This is a genomic window from Bradyrhizobium sp. S3.7.6 (assembly GCF_054061875.1).
In genome coordinates this window covers 4,642,493-4,659,164 of record NZ_JBSSEQ010000001.1, presented here as the reverse complement: position 1 = coordinate 4,659,164, position 16,672 = coordinate 4,642,493, and the positions used below count along the sequence as shown (strand labels likewise).

18 protein-coding genes and 1 tRNA gene are annotated in these 16,672 nt (G+C 63.9%); 6 read left to right on the top strand and 13 right to left on the bottom strand.

The annotated features are described in order from the left end of the window. Positions 1 to 5 precede the first annotated feature (5 nt). The 12 genes from nuoF to ACVJ5M_RS22480 all read right to left on the bottom strand — a co-directional run bounded on the left by nuoF (position 6) and on the right by ACVJ5M_RS22480 (position 10,480). Positions 6 to 1,331 carry an NADH-quinone oxidoreductase subunit NuoF gene (nuoF, locus tag ACVJ5M_RS22535; RefSeq protein ID WP_014494861.1) on the bottom strand — a complete coding sequence of 442 codons (1,326 nt, stop codon included), beginning with the start codon at positions 1,329 to 1,331 and terminating at the stop codon, positions 6 to 8. Between the two features lie 15 nt (positions 1,332 to 1,346). Continuing rightward, complete coding sequence (locus ACVJ5M_RS22530) at positions 1,347 to 1,547, bottom strand: hypothetical protein (protein ID WP_028149053.1); 201 nt, start codon at positions 1,545 to 1,547, stop codon at positions 1,347 to 1,349. Continuing rightward, positions 1,547 to 2,158 carry an NADH-quinone oxidoreductase subunit NuoE gene (gene nuoE, locus ACVJ5M_RS22525; RefSeq protein WP_354097711.1) on the bottom strand — a complete coding sequence of 204 codons (612 nt, stop codon included), beginning with the start codon at positions 2,156 to 2,158 and terminating at the stop codon, positions 1,547 to 1,549. The genes ACVJ5M_RS22530 and nuoE overlap by 1 nt, the downstream gene beginning before the upstream one ends. Positions 2,159 to 2,168: 10 nt before the next feature. Next, positions 2,169 to 3,131, bottom strand: a complete 963-nt coding sequence (locus ACVJ5M_RS22520) for an FkbM family methyltransferase (protein ID WP_028149051.1) — start codon at positions 3,129 to 3,131, stop codon at positions 2,169 to 2,171. Continuing rightward, positions 3,131 to 4,327 (bottom strand): NADH-quinone oxidoreductase subunit D, encoded by a 1,197-nt coding sequence (locus ACVJ5M_RS22515; protein WP_354097712.1) that lies wholly within the window; start codon positions 4,325 to 4,327, stop codon positions 3,131 to 3,133. The genes ACVJ5M_RS22520 and ACVJ5M_RS22515 overlap by 1 nt, the downstream gene beginning before the upstream one ends. 2 nt (positions 4,328 to 4,329) lie before the next feature. Continuing rightward, on the bottom strand, positions 4,330 to 4,944 hold the full coding sequence (locus ACVJ5M_RS22510) for an NADH-quinone oxidoreductase subunit C (RefSeq protein ID WP_354097713.1): 615 nt from the start codon (positions 4,942 to 4,944) through the stop codon (positions 4,330 to 4,332). An 11-nt stretch (positions 4,945 to 4,955) separates the two neighbouring features. After that, complete coding sequence (locus ACVJ5M_RS22505) at positions 4,956 to 5,543, bottom strand: NuoB/complex I 20 kDa subunit family protein (RefSeq protein ID WP_354097714.1); 588 nt, start codon at positions 5,541 to 5,543, stop codon at positions 4,956 to 4,958. Next, a complete protein-coding gene (locus ACVJ5M_RS22500) occupies positions 5,534 to 5,899 on the bottom strand; it encodes an NADH-quinone oxidoreductase subunit A (protein ID WP_007603535.1) in 366 nt (121 codons plus the stop codon). Before ACVJ5M_RS22500 ends, ACVJ5M_RS22505 begins: the two co-directional genes overlap by 10 nt. Positions 5,900 to 6,147: 248 nt before the next feature. Continuing rightward, positions 6,148 to 6,378 carry a hypothetical protein gene (locus tag ACVJ5M_RS22495; RefSeq protein WP_208087133.1) on the bottom strand — a complete coding sequence of 77 codons (231 nt, stop codon included), beginning with the start codon at positions 6,376 to 6,378 and terminating at the stop codon, positions 6,148 to 6,150. Further along, on the bottom strand, positions 6,378 to 7,514 hold the full coding sequence (locus ACVJ5M_RS22490; protein ID WP_135216781.1) for a PepSY-associated TM helix domain-containing protein: 1,137 nt from the start codon (positions 7,512 to 7,514) through the stop codon (positions 6,378 to 6,380). Before ACVJ5M_RS22490 ends, ACVJ5M_RS22495 begins: the two co-directional genes overlap by 1 nt. 22 nt (positions 7,515 to 7,536) lie before the next feature. Then, on the bottom strand, positions 7,537 to 9,789 hold the full coding sequence (locus ACVJ5M_RS22485) for a TonB-dependent siderophore receptor (RefSeq protein ID WP_208089450.1): 2,253 nt from the start codon (positions 9,787 to 9,789) through the stop codon (positions 7,537 to 7,539). A gap of 175 nt (positions 9,790 to 9,964) precedes the next feature. Continuing rightward, complete coding sequence (locus tag ACVJ5M_RS22480; protein WP_038943030.1) at positions 9,965 to 10,480, bottom strand: MarR family winged helix-turn-helix transcriptional regulator; 516 nt, start codon at positions 10,478 to 10,480, stop codon at positions 9,965 to 9,967. A gap of 183 nt (positions 10,481 to 10,663) precedes the next feature. Here ACVJ5M_RS22480 and ACVJ5M_RS22475 point away from each other — a divergent pair, with 183 nt between their 5' ends. The 6 genes from ACVJ5M_RS22475 to pepT all read left to right on the top strand — a co-directional run bounded on the left by ACVJ5M_RS22475 (position 10,664) and on the right by pepT (position 15,737). Then, entirely contained in the window at positions 10,664 to 11,854 is a 1,191-nt protein-coding gene (locus tag ACVJ5M_RS22475) for an aromatic ring-hydroxylating dioxygenase subunit alpha (RefSeq protein WP_354100157.1), read from the top strand. Positions 11,855 to 11,974: 120 nt separating this feature from the next. Beyond that, positions 11,975 to 13,270 (top strand): spinster family MFS transporter, encoded by a 1,296-nt coding sequence (locus ACVJ5M_RS22470; RefSeq protein WP_354100156.1) that lies wholly within the window; start codon positions 11,975 to 11,977, stop codon positions 13,268 to 13,270. A 142-nt stretch (positions 13,271 to 13,412) separates the two neighbouring features. Continuing rightward, the gene (locus tag ACVJ5M_RS22465) at positions 13,413 to 13,616 is read left to right on the top strand and encodes a hypothetical protein (protein WP_166097000.1); all 204 of its coding nucleotides are present in this window, start codon (positions 13,413 to 13,415) and stop codon (positions 13,614 to 13,616) included. A gap of 159 nt (positions 13,617 to 13,775) precedes the next feature. Beyond that, a tRNA-Asp gene (locus ACVJ5M_RS22460) sits at positions 13,776 to 13,852 on the top strand. A gap of 185 nt (positions 13,853 to 14,037) precedes the next feature. After that, the gene (locus tag ACVJ5M_RS22455) at positions 14,038 to 14,367 is read left to right on the top strand and encodes an HU family DNA-binding protein (RefSeq protein WP_063982968.1); all 330 of its coding nucleotides are present in this window, start codon (positions 14,038 to 14,040) and stop codon (positions 14,365 to 14,367) included. Positions 14,368 to 14,486: 119 nt separating this feature from the next. Beyond that, positions 14,487 to 15,737 carry a peptidase T gene (gene pepT, locus ACVJ5M_RS22450; protein ID WP_014494845.1) on the top strand — a complete coding sequence of 417 codons (1,251 nt, stop codon included), beginning with the start codon at positions 14,487 to 14,489 and terminating at the stop codon, positions 15,735 to 15,737. A gap of 175 nt (positions 15,738 to 15,912) precedes the next feature. On the opposite strand, the gene ACVJ5M_RS22445 is transcribed toward pepT, so the two are convergent. Next, positions 15,913 to 16,629 carry a cation transporter gene (locus ACVJ5M_RS22445; protein WP_354097716.1) on the bottom strand — a complete coding sequence of 239 codons (717 nt, stop codon included), beginning with the start codon at positions 16,627 to 16,629 and terminating at the stop codon, positions 15,913 to 15,915. Between the last annotated feature and the right edge of the window lie 43 nt (positions 16,630 to 16,672).

Sequence of the window (16,672 nt, the reverse complement as noted above, 5' to 3'; positions counted from 1 at the left end):
TCTCTCTACTCCGCCGCGACCATGTTCACGGGATCGCGGACGCCGATATCGTCGATGTCAGCCTTGTGCGAATACTGGTCGATGCGCGCTTCGATCTCGTGACGGAAATGCGCGATCAGGCCCTGGATCGGCCAGGCGGCTGCGTCGCCGAGCGCGCAGATGGTGTGGCCTTCGACCTGCTTGGTGACTTCCAGCAGCATGTCGATCTCGCGCTTGTGGGCGCGACCGTCGGCCATGCGGGTCAAGACGCGCCACATCCAGCCGGTGCCCTCGCGGCACGGCGTGCACTGGCCGCAGCTCTCATGCTTGTAGAAATAGGAGATGCGGGCGATGGAGCGGATCAAATCGGTCGACTTGTCCATCACGATCACGGCCGCGGTGCCGAGGCCCGAGCGCAGCTTGCTCAGGGAATCGAAATCCATCGGCGTGTCGATGATCTGCTCGGCCGGCACCATGCGCACCGAGGAGCCACCGGGGATCACGGCCTTGAGGTTGTCCCAGCCGCCGCGGATGCCGCCGCAATGCTTCTCGATCAGCTCACGGAACGGAATGCCCATGGCCTCTTCGACGTTGCAGGGCCGCTCGACATGGCCGGAGATGCAGAACAGCTTGGTGCCGACATTGTTCGGACGGCCGATGCCGGCGAACCAGGCCGCGCCGCGCCGCAGGATGTCGGGCGCAACCGCGATCGACTCGACGTTGTTGACGGTGGTCGGGCAGCCGAACAGGCCGACATTGGCCGGGAACGGCGGCTTCAGGCGCGGCTGGCCCTTCTTGCCTTCGAGGCTTTCGAGCAGCGCGGTCTCCTCGCCGCAGATATAGGCGCCGGCGCCGTGCGCGACGTAGATGTCGAACGGCCAGCCGTTGACATTGTCCTTGCCGACGAGCTTCGCCTCATAGGCCTGGTCGATCGCGGCCTGGAGATGCTCGCGCTCGCGGATGAACTCGCCGCGGACATAGATGTAGCAGGCATGCGCGTTCATCGCGCAGCTCGCGATCAGGCAGCCCTCGATCAGGAGATGCGGATCGTGCCGCATGATCTCGCGATCCTTGCAGGTGCCGGGCTCGGATTCGTCGGCGTTGACGACGAGATAGCTCGGCCGGCCGTCGGTCGATTCCTTCGGCATGAACGACCATTTCAGGCCGGTCGGGAAGCCGGCGCCACCGCGCCCGCGCAGGCCCGACGCCTTCATCTCGTTGATGATCCAGTCACGGCCCTTGTCGATGATATTCTTCGTACCATCCCAGGCGCCGCGGCGCCGCGCGCCCTCGAGCCCCCAGTCGTGGAGGCCGTAGAGGTTCTTGAAGATGCGGTCCTTGTCCTCGAGCATTTCAGTGCTTTCCGATCAACGATTGGACTGCTTGTAGGCAAGTCCGGCGGCGCAGACGGCGAAGGTCAGCGCCCAGAGTAGGCTGCTCTCCTGCGTCGCGTTCATCACGAAGCGCTGCAGCAGGAACATGAAGGCGGCCGCGACCGCGGCATGCATGGCGACGAAGCCCCATTTGTTCACGGCCTCGTTCCCTCCAATTGCGGGGAGATCGCGCATCAGGTGATCTCCTTCAGCGTGGTCGGCCCGCCCGTCGGCGCCGAGAACTGGCGGCCGTTCTGCGGACCGGGCTTCGGCGGATTGCCCGAGGCGAAGCCGTCGAGCACCTTGCCAAAGGTTTCCTTGGTCAAATCCTCATAGGTGTCCTTGCCGATCAGCACCATCGGCGCATTCACGCAGGCACCGAGACATTCCACCTCTTCCCAGCTGAAATTGCCGTCCTTGGAGAGATGAAACGGCTCGTGGTGGATGCGGTGCTCGCAGACGTGGATGAGATCCTCGGCGCCGCGCAGGCGGCACGGAGTGGTGCCGCAGACCTGGACGTGGGCCTTCTTGCCGACGGGAGCGAGCTGGAACATCGTGTAGAAGGTCGCGACTTCGAGCACGCGGATATAGGGCATGTCGAGCAGATCGGCGACGGCGCGGATGGCGGCTTCCGACACCCAGCCGTCGTGCTGTTCCTGGACGCGCCAGAGGATAGCGATGACAGCGGAGGCTTGCCGGCCGGCCGGATATTTCGCGATCTGCTGCTTGGCGAACGCGAGGTTCTCATCCGTGAACGCAAAGCTCGCGGGCTGGAATTCCTTCGGTGCTAATCGTCGAACGGACATCTCTTATCTCTCACTGCATACGGCGCGCGGTTTTCGCATTCAGGGCATCGATCCTGTCCTGCCAGAATGCGCTTGCGGTGCCGAAAACGTTGTAGCCGACATGGGTCGAGACCTTGATGCGGTCGAGGATCGACAGCTCGGTCACGGTCTCCATCCGGTTGCTGCGCGGATCGAACACGATCAGCTTCAGCGGCGTCTGTTCGAGGATAAAGCGCGACACCGCGTGGCTGCGATCGCTGCCGTGCTCCTCGCACATGATGACGCTGTCGGTCTCAAGCAGCCGTGCGCCGCCCTTGATCGCCTCGATCTCGACGCCCTCGACGTCGAGCTTGATCAGGTACTTGCCGTGGGCCGCCACCTTGCCGTCGTCGATGAGATTGTCGAGCGCGAGAACCGGCACGTCCTCGCCGCCCGCCGACGGTGCGCCGGCGATGCTGAAGGCCTCATGCTTGGTGCCTGACAGCCGTGCGGTACCGCGCGCCGCGCCGATGGCGCATTTCAGCGTCTCGAAGCGGTTGCCGTTGACGCGAGCGTTGTTGGCAAGCTTCGGATAGTTCTGCCCCGACGGCTCGATCGCGATCGCCTTGTGCGATCCGAACGGCTTGCTCGACACCAGCACCGACCAGTAGCCGTAATTGGCGCCGCAATCGAGCAGCGTGTAGTCGACGTCGATGGAGTCGGCGAACAGGACCTCCAGCTCGTCCTCGTAATTGTAGGAGCGGTTGAGCAGCTTGCTCCAATAGCCGTCGCCGTAGGGGAATTCGAACACGGCGTCGGGATTGAGCCTGATCGCGATGTTGCGCTCGGGCAGCGTCTTCCGCAGCAGGTTCGCGCAGGCGATGTAGCCCATGTGCGAGAAATGCGAGGAGATCTTCGATCCCGTCACCAGCGCCAAGGCAGCCGTCCGCTCCCACAGGTTGGCCCCTTCAAGGGCCCCCGAGGCACGGTCAAACTGGATTGGCGCCTGCGCCATCACCGATCGACCTCTCCGAACACGATGTCGAGCGAGCCGAGGATCGCCGAGACGTCGGCGAGCAGATGGCCGCGGCAGATGTGGTCCATCGCCTGCAGATGCGCAAAGCCCGGCGCGCGGATCTTGCACTTATACGGCTTGTTGGTGCCGTCCGAGATCAGATAGACGCCGAACTCGCCCTTCGGCGCCTCGACCGCGGCGTAGACTTCGCCGGCCGGCACGTGGACGCCTTCGGTGTAGAGCTTGAAGTGATGGATCAGCGCTTCCATCGAGCGCTTCATCTCGCTGCGGCGCGGCGGCGCGACCTTGTTGTCTTCGACGACGACAGGCCCCTTCCCGTCGGCTGCGTTCAGCTTCTGGATGCACTGCTTCATGATGCGCACGGACTGGCGCATCTCTTCCATGCGGATCAGGTAGCGATCGTAGCAGTCGCCGTTCTTGCCGATCGGGATGTCGAAATCCATCTCGGCGTAGCACTCATAGGGCTGCGACTTGCGCAGGTCCCAGGCCGCCCCCGAGCCGCGCACCATGACGCCCGAAAAACCCCACTCCCAGGCTTCCTTCAGCGGCACCACGCCGATGTCGACGTTGCGCTGCTTGAAGATGCGGTTGGCGGTGAGCAGGCGATCGAGGTCGTCCACGACCTTCAGGAACGGATCGCACCAGGCCTCGATGTCGTCGACCAGCTTCTGCGGCAGGTCCTGATGCACGCCGCCGACGCGGAAGAAGGCTGCGTGCATACGGCTGCCCGAGGCGCGCTCGTAGAACACCATCAGCTTCTCGCGCTCTTCAAAGCCCCACAGCGGCGGGGTCAGCGCGCCGACGTCCATAGCCTGCGTGGTGACGTTGAGCAGATGCGAGAGGATGCGGCCGATCTCGCAATAAAGCACGCGGATCAGCTGGCCGCGGCGCGGCACCTCGATGCCGAGCAGCTTCTCAGCCGCCATGCAGAAGGCGTGCTCCTGGTTCATCGGCGCGACGTAGTCGAGCCGGTCGAAATACGGGATCGCCTGCAGATAGGTCTTCTGCTCGATCAGCTTCTCGGTGCCGCGGTGAAGCAGGCCGATATGGGGGTCGACACGGGCGACGATTTCGCCGTCAAGCTCCAGGACCAGACGCAGCACGCCGTGCGCAGCCGGATGCTGGGGCCCGAAGTTGATGGTGAAATTGCGAAGCTGTTCGGGTTGCTCGTTCATGATCAGACCTTCGGCCCTGCTTTTTCATCGCCCGGAAGAACCGGATAGTCGGGGCCTTCCCACGGAGACAAAAAGTCGAACTTGCGGAATTCCTGGTTGAGCCGGACGGGCTCGTACACCACCCGCTTCTCCTGGTCGTCGTAGCGAACCTCGACGAAACCGGTGGTCGGGAAATCCTTGCGCAGCGGATGGCCCTCGAAACCGTAATCGGTCAGCAGGCGGCGCATGTCGGGGTGTCCGACGAAGAACACGCCATAGAGGTCGTAGGCCTCGCGCTCGAACCAGTCCGCGCCCGGGAATACGTCGATCAACGACGGCACCTGCGTGGTCTCGTCGGCCTGGGCCTTGAGCCGGATCCGCGCGTTCAGGGTCGGAGACAGGAAGTGATAGATCACGTCGAAGCGCTTTTCGCGCGACGGATAGTCTGCGGCCGTGATGTCGGTGAAGTTGATGAACCGGCATTTCGGATCGTCGCGGAGGTACTTGACCACCTCGACGATCTTGCTGACCTCGACATCCACCGTGAGCTGGTTGAAGGCAACCGAATGACCGATGGCGGCGCCCGGAAGCGCGCTAACGATCGTCTGCCCCAGGGCGTCGAGCTTGGCGTCGTCCATGACGTAAAACCTTAGCGTTCGATGGTGCCAGTGCGGCGGATCTTCTTCTGCAGCAGCAGCACGCCGTAGAGCAGCGCTTCCGCCGTGGGCGGGCAGCCCGGCACGTAGATGTCGATCGGCACGATCCGGTCGCAGCCGCGCACGACCGAATAGGAATAGTGGTAGTAGCCGCCGCCATTGGCGCAGGAGCCCATCGAGATGACGTAGCGTGGCTCGGGCATCTGGTCGTAGACCTTGCGCAGCGCAGGCGCCATCTTGTTGGTCAGCGTGCCGGCGACGATCATCACGTCGGACTGGCGCGGCGAGGCGCGCGGGGCGAAGCCGAAGCGCTCGACGTCGTAGCGCGGCATCGAGACCTGCATCATCTCGACCGCGCAGCAGGCGAGACCGAAGGTCATCCACATCAGCGAGCCGGTACGGGCCCAGGTGATGAGGTCGTCGGTCGCGGCCACGAAGAAGCCCTTGTCGGACAGCTCGGAGTTGACCTCGACGAAAAACGGATCGTTGGCGCCAACCGGCCTGCCGGTCGACGGATCAAGGATGCCCTTGGGGGCCGGCGCGACGACCGGACCCGAGGCCGTTGCAGGGTTCAATCCCATTCCAGTGCTCCTTTCTTCCATTCATAGGCGAACCCGACCGTGAGCACGCCGAGGAACACCACCATGGACCAGAAGCCGGTCGCACCAAGCTTGCCGAACGCCACCGCCCAGGGAAACAGGAACGCCACCTCGAGGTCGAAGATGATGAAGAGGATGGCGACCAGATAGAAGCGGACGTCGAACTTCATGCGGGCGTCGTCGAAGGCGTTGAAGCCGCACTCATATGCCGACAGCTTTTCTGGGTCCGGCTGCTGGAACGCCACGATGAAGGGCGCGATCAGCAGCACGAGGCCGATGAGGCCCGCTACCCCTATAAAGACGACGAGTGGAAGATAGTTCTGCAGAATGCCGCTCATTGACGAGCCCTTTTTCCCGCAGCCTCGGGACAGCCACGGATTCGTCCAGTTTGGAATTGTTCTGAGCCTTAGCGCAGTGCACCAATGGGCGCAAGACACGCTCTTTTTAGGCCCTTTACCGCCCCCAGAACGATAGAAATCCCGGAATCGCCCCGCGGCTGGTATGGAGCAGATCGCCAATCCCAGCAAGGGCGGCCACAGTTTTGCAGGGCAGCCGTTCGAGGATTGCGGCACACGGGCCGAGGCAGCTATTTGCCGCGTGTCGTCCGCGATAGTTGCCCGGTTTTCCGGGTGCGGCAGCGCACCCAGACCCAGGCAATGACCAGCACCGGGGCTCCCACCGTCACCCAGGCGACATACTGGCCGACCGTTCCCCAGAGCAGCGCAGCCAGCAGGCCGGTGATGGTCGCAGCCGCGAGCAGGATGGGTGCAGCAAAGACACGTATCCACAGGCCCGAGCGGTCAGAGGAGCCATGCATCACGACGGGACCGGGGTTCGTCTGGCGAATGCGTCGCTCCGGGCGGGCGCGCGCTTGCGCCGCCGTGCCAGCCAGAGATAGAGGCCGCTCCCGATCACAACGATCGTAAGAATGTCGAGCACGGCCCAGATCACCTTGAGCGGCATCCCGCCATAATCGCCGAAATGCAGCGGCTGCGAGATCAGGAGCGCCTGGAGATAGACCGGCAGCGCCCGGCTGTCGGCGACCTCCCCTGTTTCGCCATCGAGCAGGACCGGCTTGAGCAGCCGCGCCGTCAGCGCCGTGTCGCCGCGCATGAAGGCGGCGAAGTGGTGCGAGGAGGTGAACGGCGTTCCCGGAAACGCGATGAAGGCAACCTCCATCCCGGGCGCCGTCTGCCTCGCGCGCGCCACGACGTCGTCGAGCGAAGCCAGATGCGACGGCGGCGGCTTGCCGGCATAGGGCGCGACCATGCTGGCAAGCTCGGTGGCCTTCCACTGGTTGAGCATCAGCTCGGCCCAGGTGTTGACGACGCCGGTGAGGCCTACCACCAGTGCCCAAGCCACCGTCACGACGCCGATCAGATTGTGCCAGTCGAGCCAGCGCACGCGGCGCGAGGCGTGGCCGCGAATGGTGGCAAAGCGCAGCCGGCGGGTGAACGGCCAGTACAGCACCACGCCGGAGATGATGGCGATGGCGAACAGCAGGCCCATCCCGCCGAGGAACAGTTTTCCGGGCTGGCCGGCAAACATGTCGGTATGCAGCTTGAGCATGATCAGCATCGGCCCGATGCCGACCGGTCCGAGCAGCTTGGTCGACATCGCATCGAACGCGCGCACGGTCGTGTTGTCGGGCAGCCCGTTGACGGCGCTGTTGGTGAACGCGGTCACGATCCCGGGCTCGTCCTTGTCCCAGGCGATATATTGCAGCACCCGGCCGGGATCGGCGGCGAGCGCGGCGTCGGCGACGGCTTGCGTCGTCGCACGCGCCGCGCCCGCATGAGCTTCGGGCTGGGGGGCATAGCCCAGGAGCTCATCGATCTCGTGATGGAAGATCAGCGGCAGGCCGGTCAGGCAGAGCAGCAGCAGGAAGACGGTCGAGATCAGGCTGGTCCAGGTGTGGACCACGGACCAGAGCCTGACCGTGCGCGCCTTCACGAGGCCCTCCCCTCGCCGGTGCCTACCACTTGTAGGAGACGCTGGCGGTGACGCGCCGGCGGTCGCCGTAGAAGCATGACGAGGCCGCCGCGCAGCTTGCGACATAGATCTTGTCGGTCAGGTTGATCACGTTGATTGCCGTGCGCCAGTTCTGCCACTCGTAGTGGACCGCGAGGTCGCCGAGCACGACCGCGGGAACCTCGAGGGTGTTGGCGGCGTCCGCCCAGGAGGCGCCGACATAGCGCACGCCGCCGCCGAAGCCGAATCCCGCAAGCGGTCCGTCCTTGAATGTGTAGTCGGCCCAGCCCGAGACCAGGAGCTCAGGCGTGTTGGTCGGCGTCTTGCCGACCAGCGCCGGGTTCAGGTCCCTGCTGGTGAAGAGATGATAGGCCGTGAAGGCGCCGATGAACTTTAACTCCTTCGTCGCATTTGCGACCGCTTCGAGCTCGATGCCGCGCGAGGTCACCTCGCCGGTTTGGTTCTGCAGCGTGGTGATGATCGGATCGGTAGTGGGTACATTCTGGCGCTTCAGGTTGAACACCGAGGCAGTGAAGTAGCCATCAAATCCCTTGGGGGCGACCTTGACGCCGATTTCGGCCTGCTGGCCGGTCTCCGGCTGGAACAGCTGATTTTGCGCGTTGAGCCCGATAATCGGGTTGAAACTCGTCGCGTAGGAGATGTAGGGCGCGATGCCGTTGTCGAAATTGTAGATCAAGCCTGCGCGACCGCTGAACTGGCTGTCATTGTTGCTGGCGAGCGTCGCCCCAGTGTCACGGGCGGCCTGCGTCGTCTCGACCCAGTCGTTGCGGCCGCTCAGCACCAGCGTGAAGTTACCGAGCTTCATCTGGTCCTGGAGGTAGGTGCCGGCCTGCTTCTGCGTGATCAGGAAGTTACGGAACGGCGGGCCTGTGAGCGGGATGTTAATGCCGTAGACCGGATTGAGCACATTGATCGGAGGAACGGTGCCGAAGTTGAAGGCCTGATAGTCGTCGATCTGATAGCCCTTCAGATCGACACCGAACAGCATCGTGTGCCTGACAGGACCGGTGTTGAAGCGATATTCCAGCTGGTTGTCGAGATCGGCCTGGTTGGCGGTATCCTTCGCATACCAATTGTAGCGACCGAGAGAGGCCGCATTGATATTGTCCCAGCCGTTGCCGATGTAACCGCGATAGGTCAGGTCGATATGCGCAAATCGCGCATTCTGCCGGAACGTTAGATCGTCGGTGACATTGCGCTCGAACTGATAGCCGAGCATCTCCTGCTCGCGCGTGAACTTGTCGACGCTGGGATCGCCGGCGAAGAAGCTGGTCGGGATCTTGCCGAACGGCGCGTTGGTCACCGTGCCCTGGTAAGGCAGGAAGTTGATGCCGCGGGTGTCGGTCTTCGATGCCGACGCCAGAACCGTGAAAGTCGTATCGGCATCCGGCTTCCAGGTGAAGGACGGCGCAATGAAGTAGTTGTTGTCCGGCGTGAAGTTGACCTGCGTGTCGCCGTTCCTGATCTCGCCGACGACGCGGTAGAACAGCTTGCCGTCCTGGGGCTGCGTTGCAACGGGCCCGCCGACATCGAAGCCGACATAGGCGTTGCCGAAATTGTTGACGCCGGTCTCGATGTAGCGGATCGGCTCGGTCGGCGGCATCTTGCTGATGACGTTGACGATGCCGCTCGGGCTCGATCCACCATAGAGCACTGCCGACGGGCCGCGTAACACCTCGACTCGCTCCATATTGGACGGCGGAAGCCGCCAGCTCGCATAGGCCGTGTAGAACAGCTGCGTGCCGTCGAGAAACAGTCCGATGTCGTCGGACTTGAAGCCGCGGATCAGCCACCAATCGTTGCGCGTGTCCGCACCGAAGGTGCCAGCCCGCACGCCGGCGGTGTAGCGCAGAACCTCGTCGAGCTTGGTCGCCTTCTGGTCGCGGATCTGGTCCGCGCCGATCACCGACACCGATTGCGGCGTCTCCATGATCGGCGTGTTGGTCTTAGTGCCCGACGAGCTGCGGTTGGCGACGTAGCCGTTCACCGGACCGCGCGGCGTCTCGACGAAGCCGACATTGCGCTGCTGAAGCGGTCTGCGGCTGGCGGCGGTCTCTACCGACGGCCGCGCCACGCGGCGGGCGGCCGCAGCAGGTGCGCGGCGTCGTGCTTCCGGCGCGTTGACGGTGACCGACGGCAGGTTTTGCGCACCGCCTTGCGCCGAGGACTGCGCAAGCGATGCCTGCGGTACCACTGCGAAAGCAGACGCGGTCGCCAAGACGACCGACCGCAGCATACGAAGACTGTTCAACGCGCACCCCAACATGTCTGTTTGCTTGCGTCATGCCGTCGTTCCCCCAACGGCAGGCGCTTGCAGTGACGCTTAGGTGAGCGCGCGCGAATTCCCTAATTGAAAACCTCTTAGAAGGGTTCTTAGAAATGATCCAACATTCCCGGAGATTTCCGAGAGATCAGCGTGAAACTTTCTCGGCTTCGAGCATCTTCTCGGCTGTCGCCGTGAGACGGTCGATCTGCGCCAGCAGCGTCTCGAACTCGTCCTTGCTCAACTGTTCGAGCAATTGCCGATTGCGCTCCTGCGCGCCTTCGACGATCGCATCATGCGCAGCGAGCCCTGCCGCGGTCAGCGCGACCAGCACCTCGCGGCTGTCCTTCGGGTTCGCCGACTTCGCGATCAGCTTGCGCGAGACGAGCTCCGCGAGCGCGCGGCTGATCTGGCCCTTGTCCTGGCCGACGGCTTCGGCGAGCCGCGCCACGCTCATCGGCGGACGGCGACCGAGCGAGGCGACCAGACCGAACTCGACCGAGGACAATCCGGCGAGGCGCTTGTAGCGCAGGATCGCGCCGCGCTTGAGCAAATTGGCGAGCACCATCAGCCGTGACGACAGCATCACGGTGATCGGCGCCGGCGAGTGGCTTTCGTCCGCATCGGGCGATGCGTGCCCGTCCCTGCTCGATGTCTGGCTCATGATCCACCTCTGCCAAGAAAGCCGGGGCGTGCCAAGCGCTGGTAGCGCAACCTCCCCAACCTGATTCCAAATGCGATTAAGAGGCATTCTGGAATATCGTTGACATTGTCATCGAATTATTTTTCACTGGGTCACCGCATCAAAACGACCCGGCCACCCAAGGCCCGCGGCGGGAGGAACAGCATGACGATGACCCAGCGGGATCGCGATCTCGGCACCGCCTATGCGATGAAGCCGGCGCATACGCGCATCGAGCTCACCTCAGTCGTGCGCGGCACACCGATGGGAGAATTGCTGCGCCGCTACTGGCATCCGGTCGGGCTCGTCAGCGACGCCACCGACACGCCGAAAAAGGTCCGCGCGCTCGGCGAGGATCTGGTGCTGTTCCGCGACAAGCACGGCCGCGCCGGCCTGTTGCACGCGCGCTGCTGCCATCGCGGCACCACGCTCTACTATGGCAAGGTCGAAGAGGACGGCATCCGCTGCTGCTATCACGGCTGGAAGTTCGACACCGAAGGCCATTGCCTCGAACAGCCCTGCGAGCCCGACGGCGGCCAGTTCAAGGACAAGGTGCGCCAACCCTGGTACCCGGTCGAGGAGCGCTACGGGCTGATCTTCGCCTATATGGGCCCGGCCGAGAAACGCCCGGTGCTGCCCGCTTACGAATGCCTGGAAAACATGGACGAAGGCGAGTTCGTCGAGGCCGACGATTCCTCGATCGGCGGCGGCGGCCCCGCGATCATCCCCTGCAACTGGCTTCAGCATTTCGAGAACGTGGTCGATCCCTATCACGTGCCGGTGCTGCACGGCTCGTTCTCGGGGCCGCAATTCACCAACATGATGGCCTCGATGCCGGAGGTGAAGTTCGACAAGACGCCGCGCGGCATCGCCGTGCGCTCGATCCGCAAGCAGGACGACGGCAAGGTGTTTTACCGCGTCACCGAAGCCGCCCTCCCCACCTTGCGCGTCGTGCCGAACCCGCGCGTGGCGCAATTCGCCCGCGTCGAGTCGATCGGCTGGACGCTGCCGATCGACGACACCTCGTTCCGCATCTACGTTGCCGGCCGCGTCAAGACTTCCGGCGACATCGGCCGCATGCGCTCGAAGTTCAACGGCAAATTCTGGTGGGACATGACGGAAGCCGAGCACCAGCAATTCCCCGGCGATTACGAGGCCCAGGTCGGCCAGGGCCCGCAGACCATCTACTCCGAGGAGCATTTCGGCCAGAGCGACCGCGGCATCCTGATGATCCGGCGCATGCTGAGCGAGCAACTGGAGGCGATGGAGGCAGACCGCGATCCGATCGGCGTGTCGTTCGACGCAAGTGCTGCGCCGGTCGAATTCGAAGCGGGGAATTACATCCGCGAAGGCTGAGTTTTTGTTTGGCGCGTTTTCTTCACGCGAACCGGTATCCACTTCGCTCGAAAACGCTCTCGACCAGCCTCACGAAGGGCTGGACCGGCAACGATAACAAAGACAAATTGGGGGGATGCGATGGTCGATGTGACGTCACAGATGTCGGTGCAGACGACTGCGGCGGCAAAACCCCCGGCGCGGCGCTATTACGTGCTGGGCCTGCTCACCATCATCTATGCGCTGAACTTCCTCGACCGCACGATCTTCAACGTCCTGATCGAGCCGATCAAGAAGGAGTTTCAGCTCAGCGACACCATGATGGGCCTGCTCGCAGGCTTCGGCTTCGCGCTGTTCTATTCCCTGCTCGGCATTCCCATCGCGCGCGTCGCCGACCGGCTCAACCGGCGCAACATCGTCGCGGTGGCCCTTGCGTTCTGGAGTGCGATGACGGCGCTGTGCGGGGCAGCCTCGAGCGTGACCTCGCTGGCGCTGGCGCGCATCGGCGTCGGCATCGGCGAATCCGCGGGCTCGCCCGCCTCGCAATCGATCGTCGCCGATCTCTTCACCAAGAACGAGCGGCCGCGCGCGCTCGGCATCTACGCCATCGGCACCTATCTCGGCGTCTTCCTCGGCTATTTCATCGGCGGCTACGTCAACCAGCACTATGGCTGGCGGATGGCGTTCTATGTCGCCGGCCTGCCCGGCATCCTGCTCGCATTGATCCTGTGGCTGACGATCTCCGAGCCGAAGCGCGGCGCGATGCAGGAGAGTTTCGTGCCCGAGCCGCTCGGGCCGACGCTGCGCTTCCTGGCCTCGCAGCAGAGCTTCATCATCGTGCTGGTCGGCTTCTGCCTCACCACCTACACGAACTACGCAACGGCGGCCTGGATCCCGCCGTTCCTGGCGCGCGTGCACCATCTGTCGAGTGCCGAGATCGGCACCTATGCCGGCACCTTCAAGGGGCTCGCCGGCATGGCCGGCACCCTGCTCGGCGGCTTCGTGGTGGCGCAGATCAGCCGCCGCGACGACCGCTGGAAGCTGTGGGCGCCGGCGATCACCTCAGGGCTAGCCGGCCCGGTGTTCGCGCTGTGCATGCTGACGCAGGATTTCTCGATGATGGTCGCCATGCTGGCGCTGACCTCGTTCCTGGTCGGCTTCCATCTCGGACCGATCTTCGCGATCGCGCAGACGGTCGCGAAGCCGAGCATGCGGGCGCTCGCCTCCGCCCTGATCGCGCTGACCGCCACCTGCTTCGGCCAGGGCGTCGGCCCGCTTGCCGTCGGCATGGTCAACGACGCCCTCAAGGGCAGCTATGGCGCCGATGCCGTGCGCTATTCCCTGCTCTCGGCGGCGGTCACGACCACACTGGGCGCCCTGCTGTTCGTCTGGGCGGCCCGCACGATCCGGGGCGATATCGGCCGGGCGGCCGCCTGAGACCCGTTCCGGCCGCCAGCCCGGCGAAACCAAGCGGGCGCATTAATGAAACCATTTTGCGGAACCCGCGAAACCATCCGGAAACAGATGGTCCTTAAGACATGAGCCCATAGACGGCGGCTAAGCCCGTCGGGAGGCTTATATGAACCACTCAATTCACTCGGCTGATCGTGGCACCCACCTGAAGATCGTGGTGGTGGCGCTGGTTGCTGGTATTCTGGTCGCCGGCTTCGGGATCGCAGCCCGCACCAACGTCGATTACAGCCAGACCGCCCAATCGGCCCACGTGATCAAGGCCGGCAAGCCGGTGGCCGTGACCAGCGCAGGCACGTCGGAGATTCGCTGACACGCCCTGTTTCGGGCTGACCGAGGCCGCCGCCTGGCGGCCTTTTTCGTTTTCCAGAGCAATGCTTAGCCGATGCGTCCTGACAAAGCGCAACGTCCTTGACTTCACCAAGCCCCGCCTTTAAGTCCCCCCTCGTTCCGCGCGCTTTCAGCGAACCACGCGGGAGTAGCTCAGTTGGTTAGAGCGCCGGCCTGTCACGCCGGAGGTCGCGGGTTCGAGCCCCGTCTCTCGCGCCATTTTGGCAATCCCTTCATAGTCTTAGCCCGAACTTCTCGATGCCTTTCGCGGCATTGCCGGCGTCTGCCGGGAACTCCTGGCATAGTCAGTCCGCGCCCGAATCGTCTACGCCTTCCAGGACTTGGAGGGATCCCCACGCTTGACCGGCTTTTCCGGGGCTTCCCTGTCATTGAGGAGGCCAGACATGGCTAAGAAGGATTCGGCCAAGAAGGATTCGGCGAAGAAGGCAGCCGCTCCCGCCACCATCACGCTCAAGCACCTCGCCGCTGACGTCGCGGAGAGCCAGGACCTCTCGAAAAAGCACGCCGAGGCCGTCCTGACCGACATGGTCGATCTGATCGCCAAGCACCTCAAGAAGGGCGACCGCGTCCGCATCGTCGGGCTCGGCATCCTCCAGGTCCGCAAGCGCGCCGCCCGCACCGGCCGCAACCCCACCACCGGCGAGGCGATCCACATCAAGGCCAGCAAGAAGGTTGCCTTCCGCCCGGTCAAGGAGCTCAAGGAAGCGATCTAGCAGCTACGTTTCGTTAAGCCTGATCCGCTTCGTTCCGGCCGCATCACGGCCCGCTTTTCTGATATACCGCCTGCTTCCCCCAAGCCTTGCTTCCCCAAGACCCGGCGGTTTGACCAGAAATGTCCTCCCTCTCCTTTTCGCACACCGTGACCGAACGCTTCCTGCGCTACGTCACCATCGACACCCAGTCCGATCCGGAATCCCCGGCCTCGCCCTCGACCGAGAAACAGAAAGATCTCGGCCGCGTGCTCGCCGCCGAGTTGAAGGCCATGGGCGTCGCCGACGCGCATCTCGACGACTTCGGCTACGTCTACGGAACGATCCCGGCCAACACGACCAAGAAGGTGCCGGTGATCTGCTTCTGCTCGCACATGGACACCTCGCCCGACGTGACCGGCAAGGACGTCAAGCCGCAGCTGGTGAAGGACTATCGCGGCGGCGATATCACGCTGCCGGGCGATACCAGCCAGGTGATCCGCTTCACTGAACATCCCGCGCTGAAGAACCAGATCGGCAACGACATCATCACCACCGACGGCACCACGCTGCTCGGCGCCGACAACAAGGCCGGCGTCGCCGAGATTATGGATGCCGCGCATTTCTTCATCAACAACCCCGATGTGAAGCACGGGACCATCAAGATCCTGTTCACGCCGGACGAGGAGATCGGCCGCGGCGTCGACAACGTCGACCTGAAGAAGCTCGGCGCCGATTTCGGCTACACCATGGACGGCGAGAGCGCCGGCAGCGTCGAGGACGAGACCTTCTCGGCCGACGGCGCCACCATCACCATCAACGGCGTCAGCGCCCATCCCGGCTACGCCAAGGGCAAGATGGAGCACGCGATCAAGATCGCAGCCGCCATCGTCGAACGCCTGCCCAAGGAAGGCTGCTCGCCCGAGACGACGTCAGGCAAGCAGGGCTTTCTGCATCCGATCGGCATCGACGGCGCGCTGGAGCAGGCGACGCTCTCCTTCATCGTGCGCGACTTCACCGAGGAAGGGCTGAAGGAGAAGGAAGTCCTGCTCGAGAACATCGTCAAGGACGTGATGAAGGACTATCCGCGCTCGACCTACAAGTTCGAGGTCAGGGAGCAGTACCGCAACATGAAGCAGGTGATCGACCGTCACCCGCAGATCCTCGAATACGCGATCGAGGCGATCCGCCGTGCCGGCCTGCGCCCGATGCGCACCGCGATCCGCGGCGGCACCGACGGCTCGCGCCTGTCCTTCATGGGCCTGCCCTGCCCCAACATCTTCGCCGGCGAGCACGCGTTTCATTCGCGGCTCGAATGGGTCAGCCGGCAGGACATGGAAAAGGCGGTGCAGACGATCGTGCATCTCGCGATGATCTGGGAGGAGAAGGCGTAGGAACACCGCACCTCCCGGCAGCAGGGCAAAATAATTCCGAGCCCTGCGGAACGATCCAGTGCGGGGCGCGTTAGCGTCTCAAGTCCCAAGGATGAGAATGTGAGCACATAAGGCCTCAGCCGGTCAGCCCCGGGCTGGGGCCTTTCCGCGTTTGGATCGCGCACAAAGGCCACCCTCAGGCAGTCACGGCAGCTTGCCCACCGCGATACTCTGCCCATGCTTGCCGCAAGATTTGCAGCGACGAGGTCAGGAAGATTCCAGCCATTACCGCGGCGACAGCCAGATCGGGCCATGCCGTCGCGGTTCCAAATACACCGATGGCAGCGACCATCACGATGACGTTGCCGATCGCGTCATTGCGCGAGCAGAGCCAAACCGAGCGCACGTTGGCGTCGCCGTCCTTGTAGCGCGCGAGCAAGAGAACCGAAGTCAGGTTCGCTGCCAGCGCGGCCAGGCTCATCGCTCCCATCAGCTCCGCACGCGGGAGCCCCAGGACCAGGGTCTGATAGAGCGTTGACCCGAACACCCAGGCGGCCATGGCACTGAGCGACAACCCCTTGAACAACGCGGCGGTGGCACGCGTCTTGATGCTCGCGCCGATCACCGAAAGGCTCAGGCCGTAGGTGACCGTGTCGGCGAGGAAGTCGAGAGCGTCGGCCTTGAGAGCCTGGGAGCCGGCCAAATGGCCCGCCGCCATTTCACTCACGAACATCGTCGCGTTGATGGCGATGACGGTCCACAGCACGCGCTTGTATCGCGGATCGAGCCCGTCGAAGACAGGAACGCCCGCCGAGCAGCAGTCGGCGCAGCCTGACGCGGCGACTTCCTCCACACGGGGTTTGGCGGCTTCCCCACAGCACGCATCGTGCGAGCAACAAGACTCTTCCGGCATTCCAGGCTCCCTCGCGGCGTTCCTATCTACCATGCGACGGTAG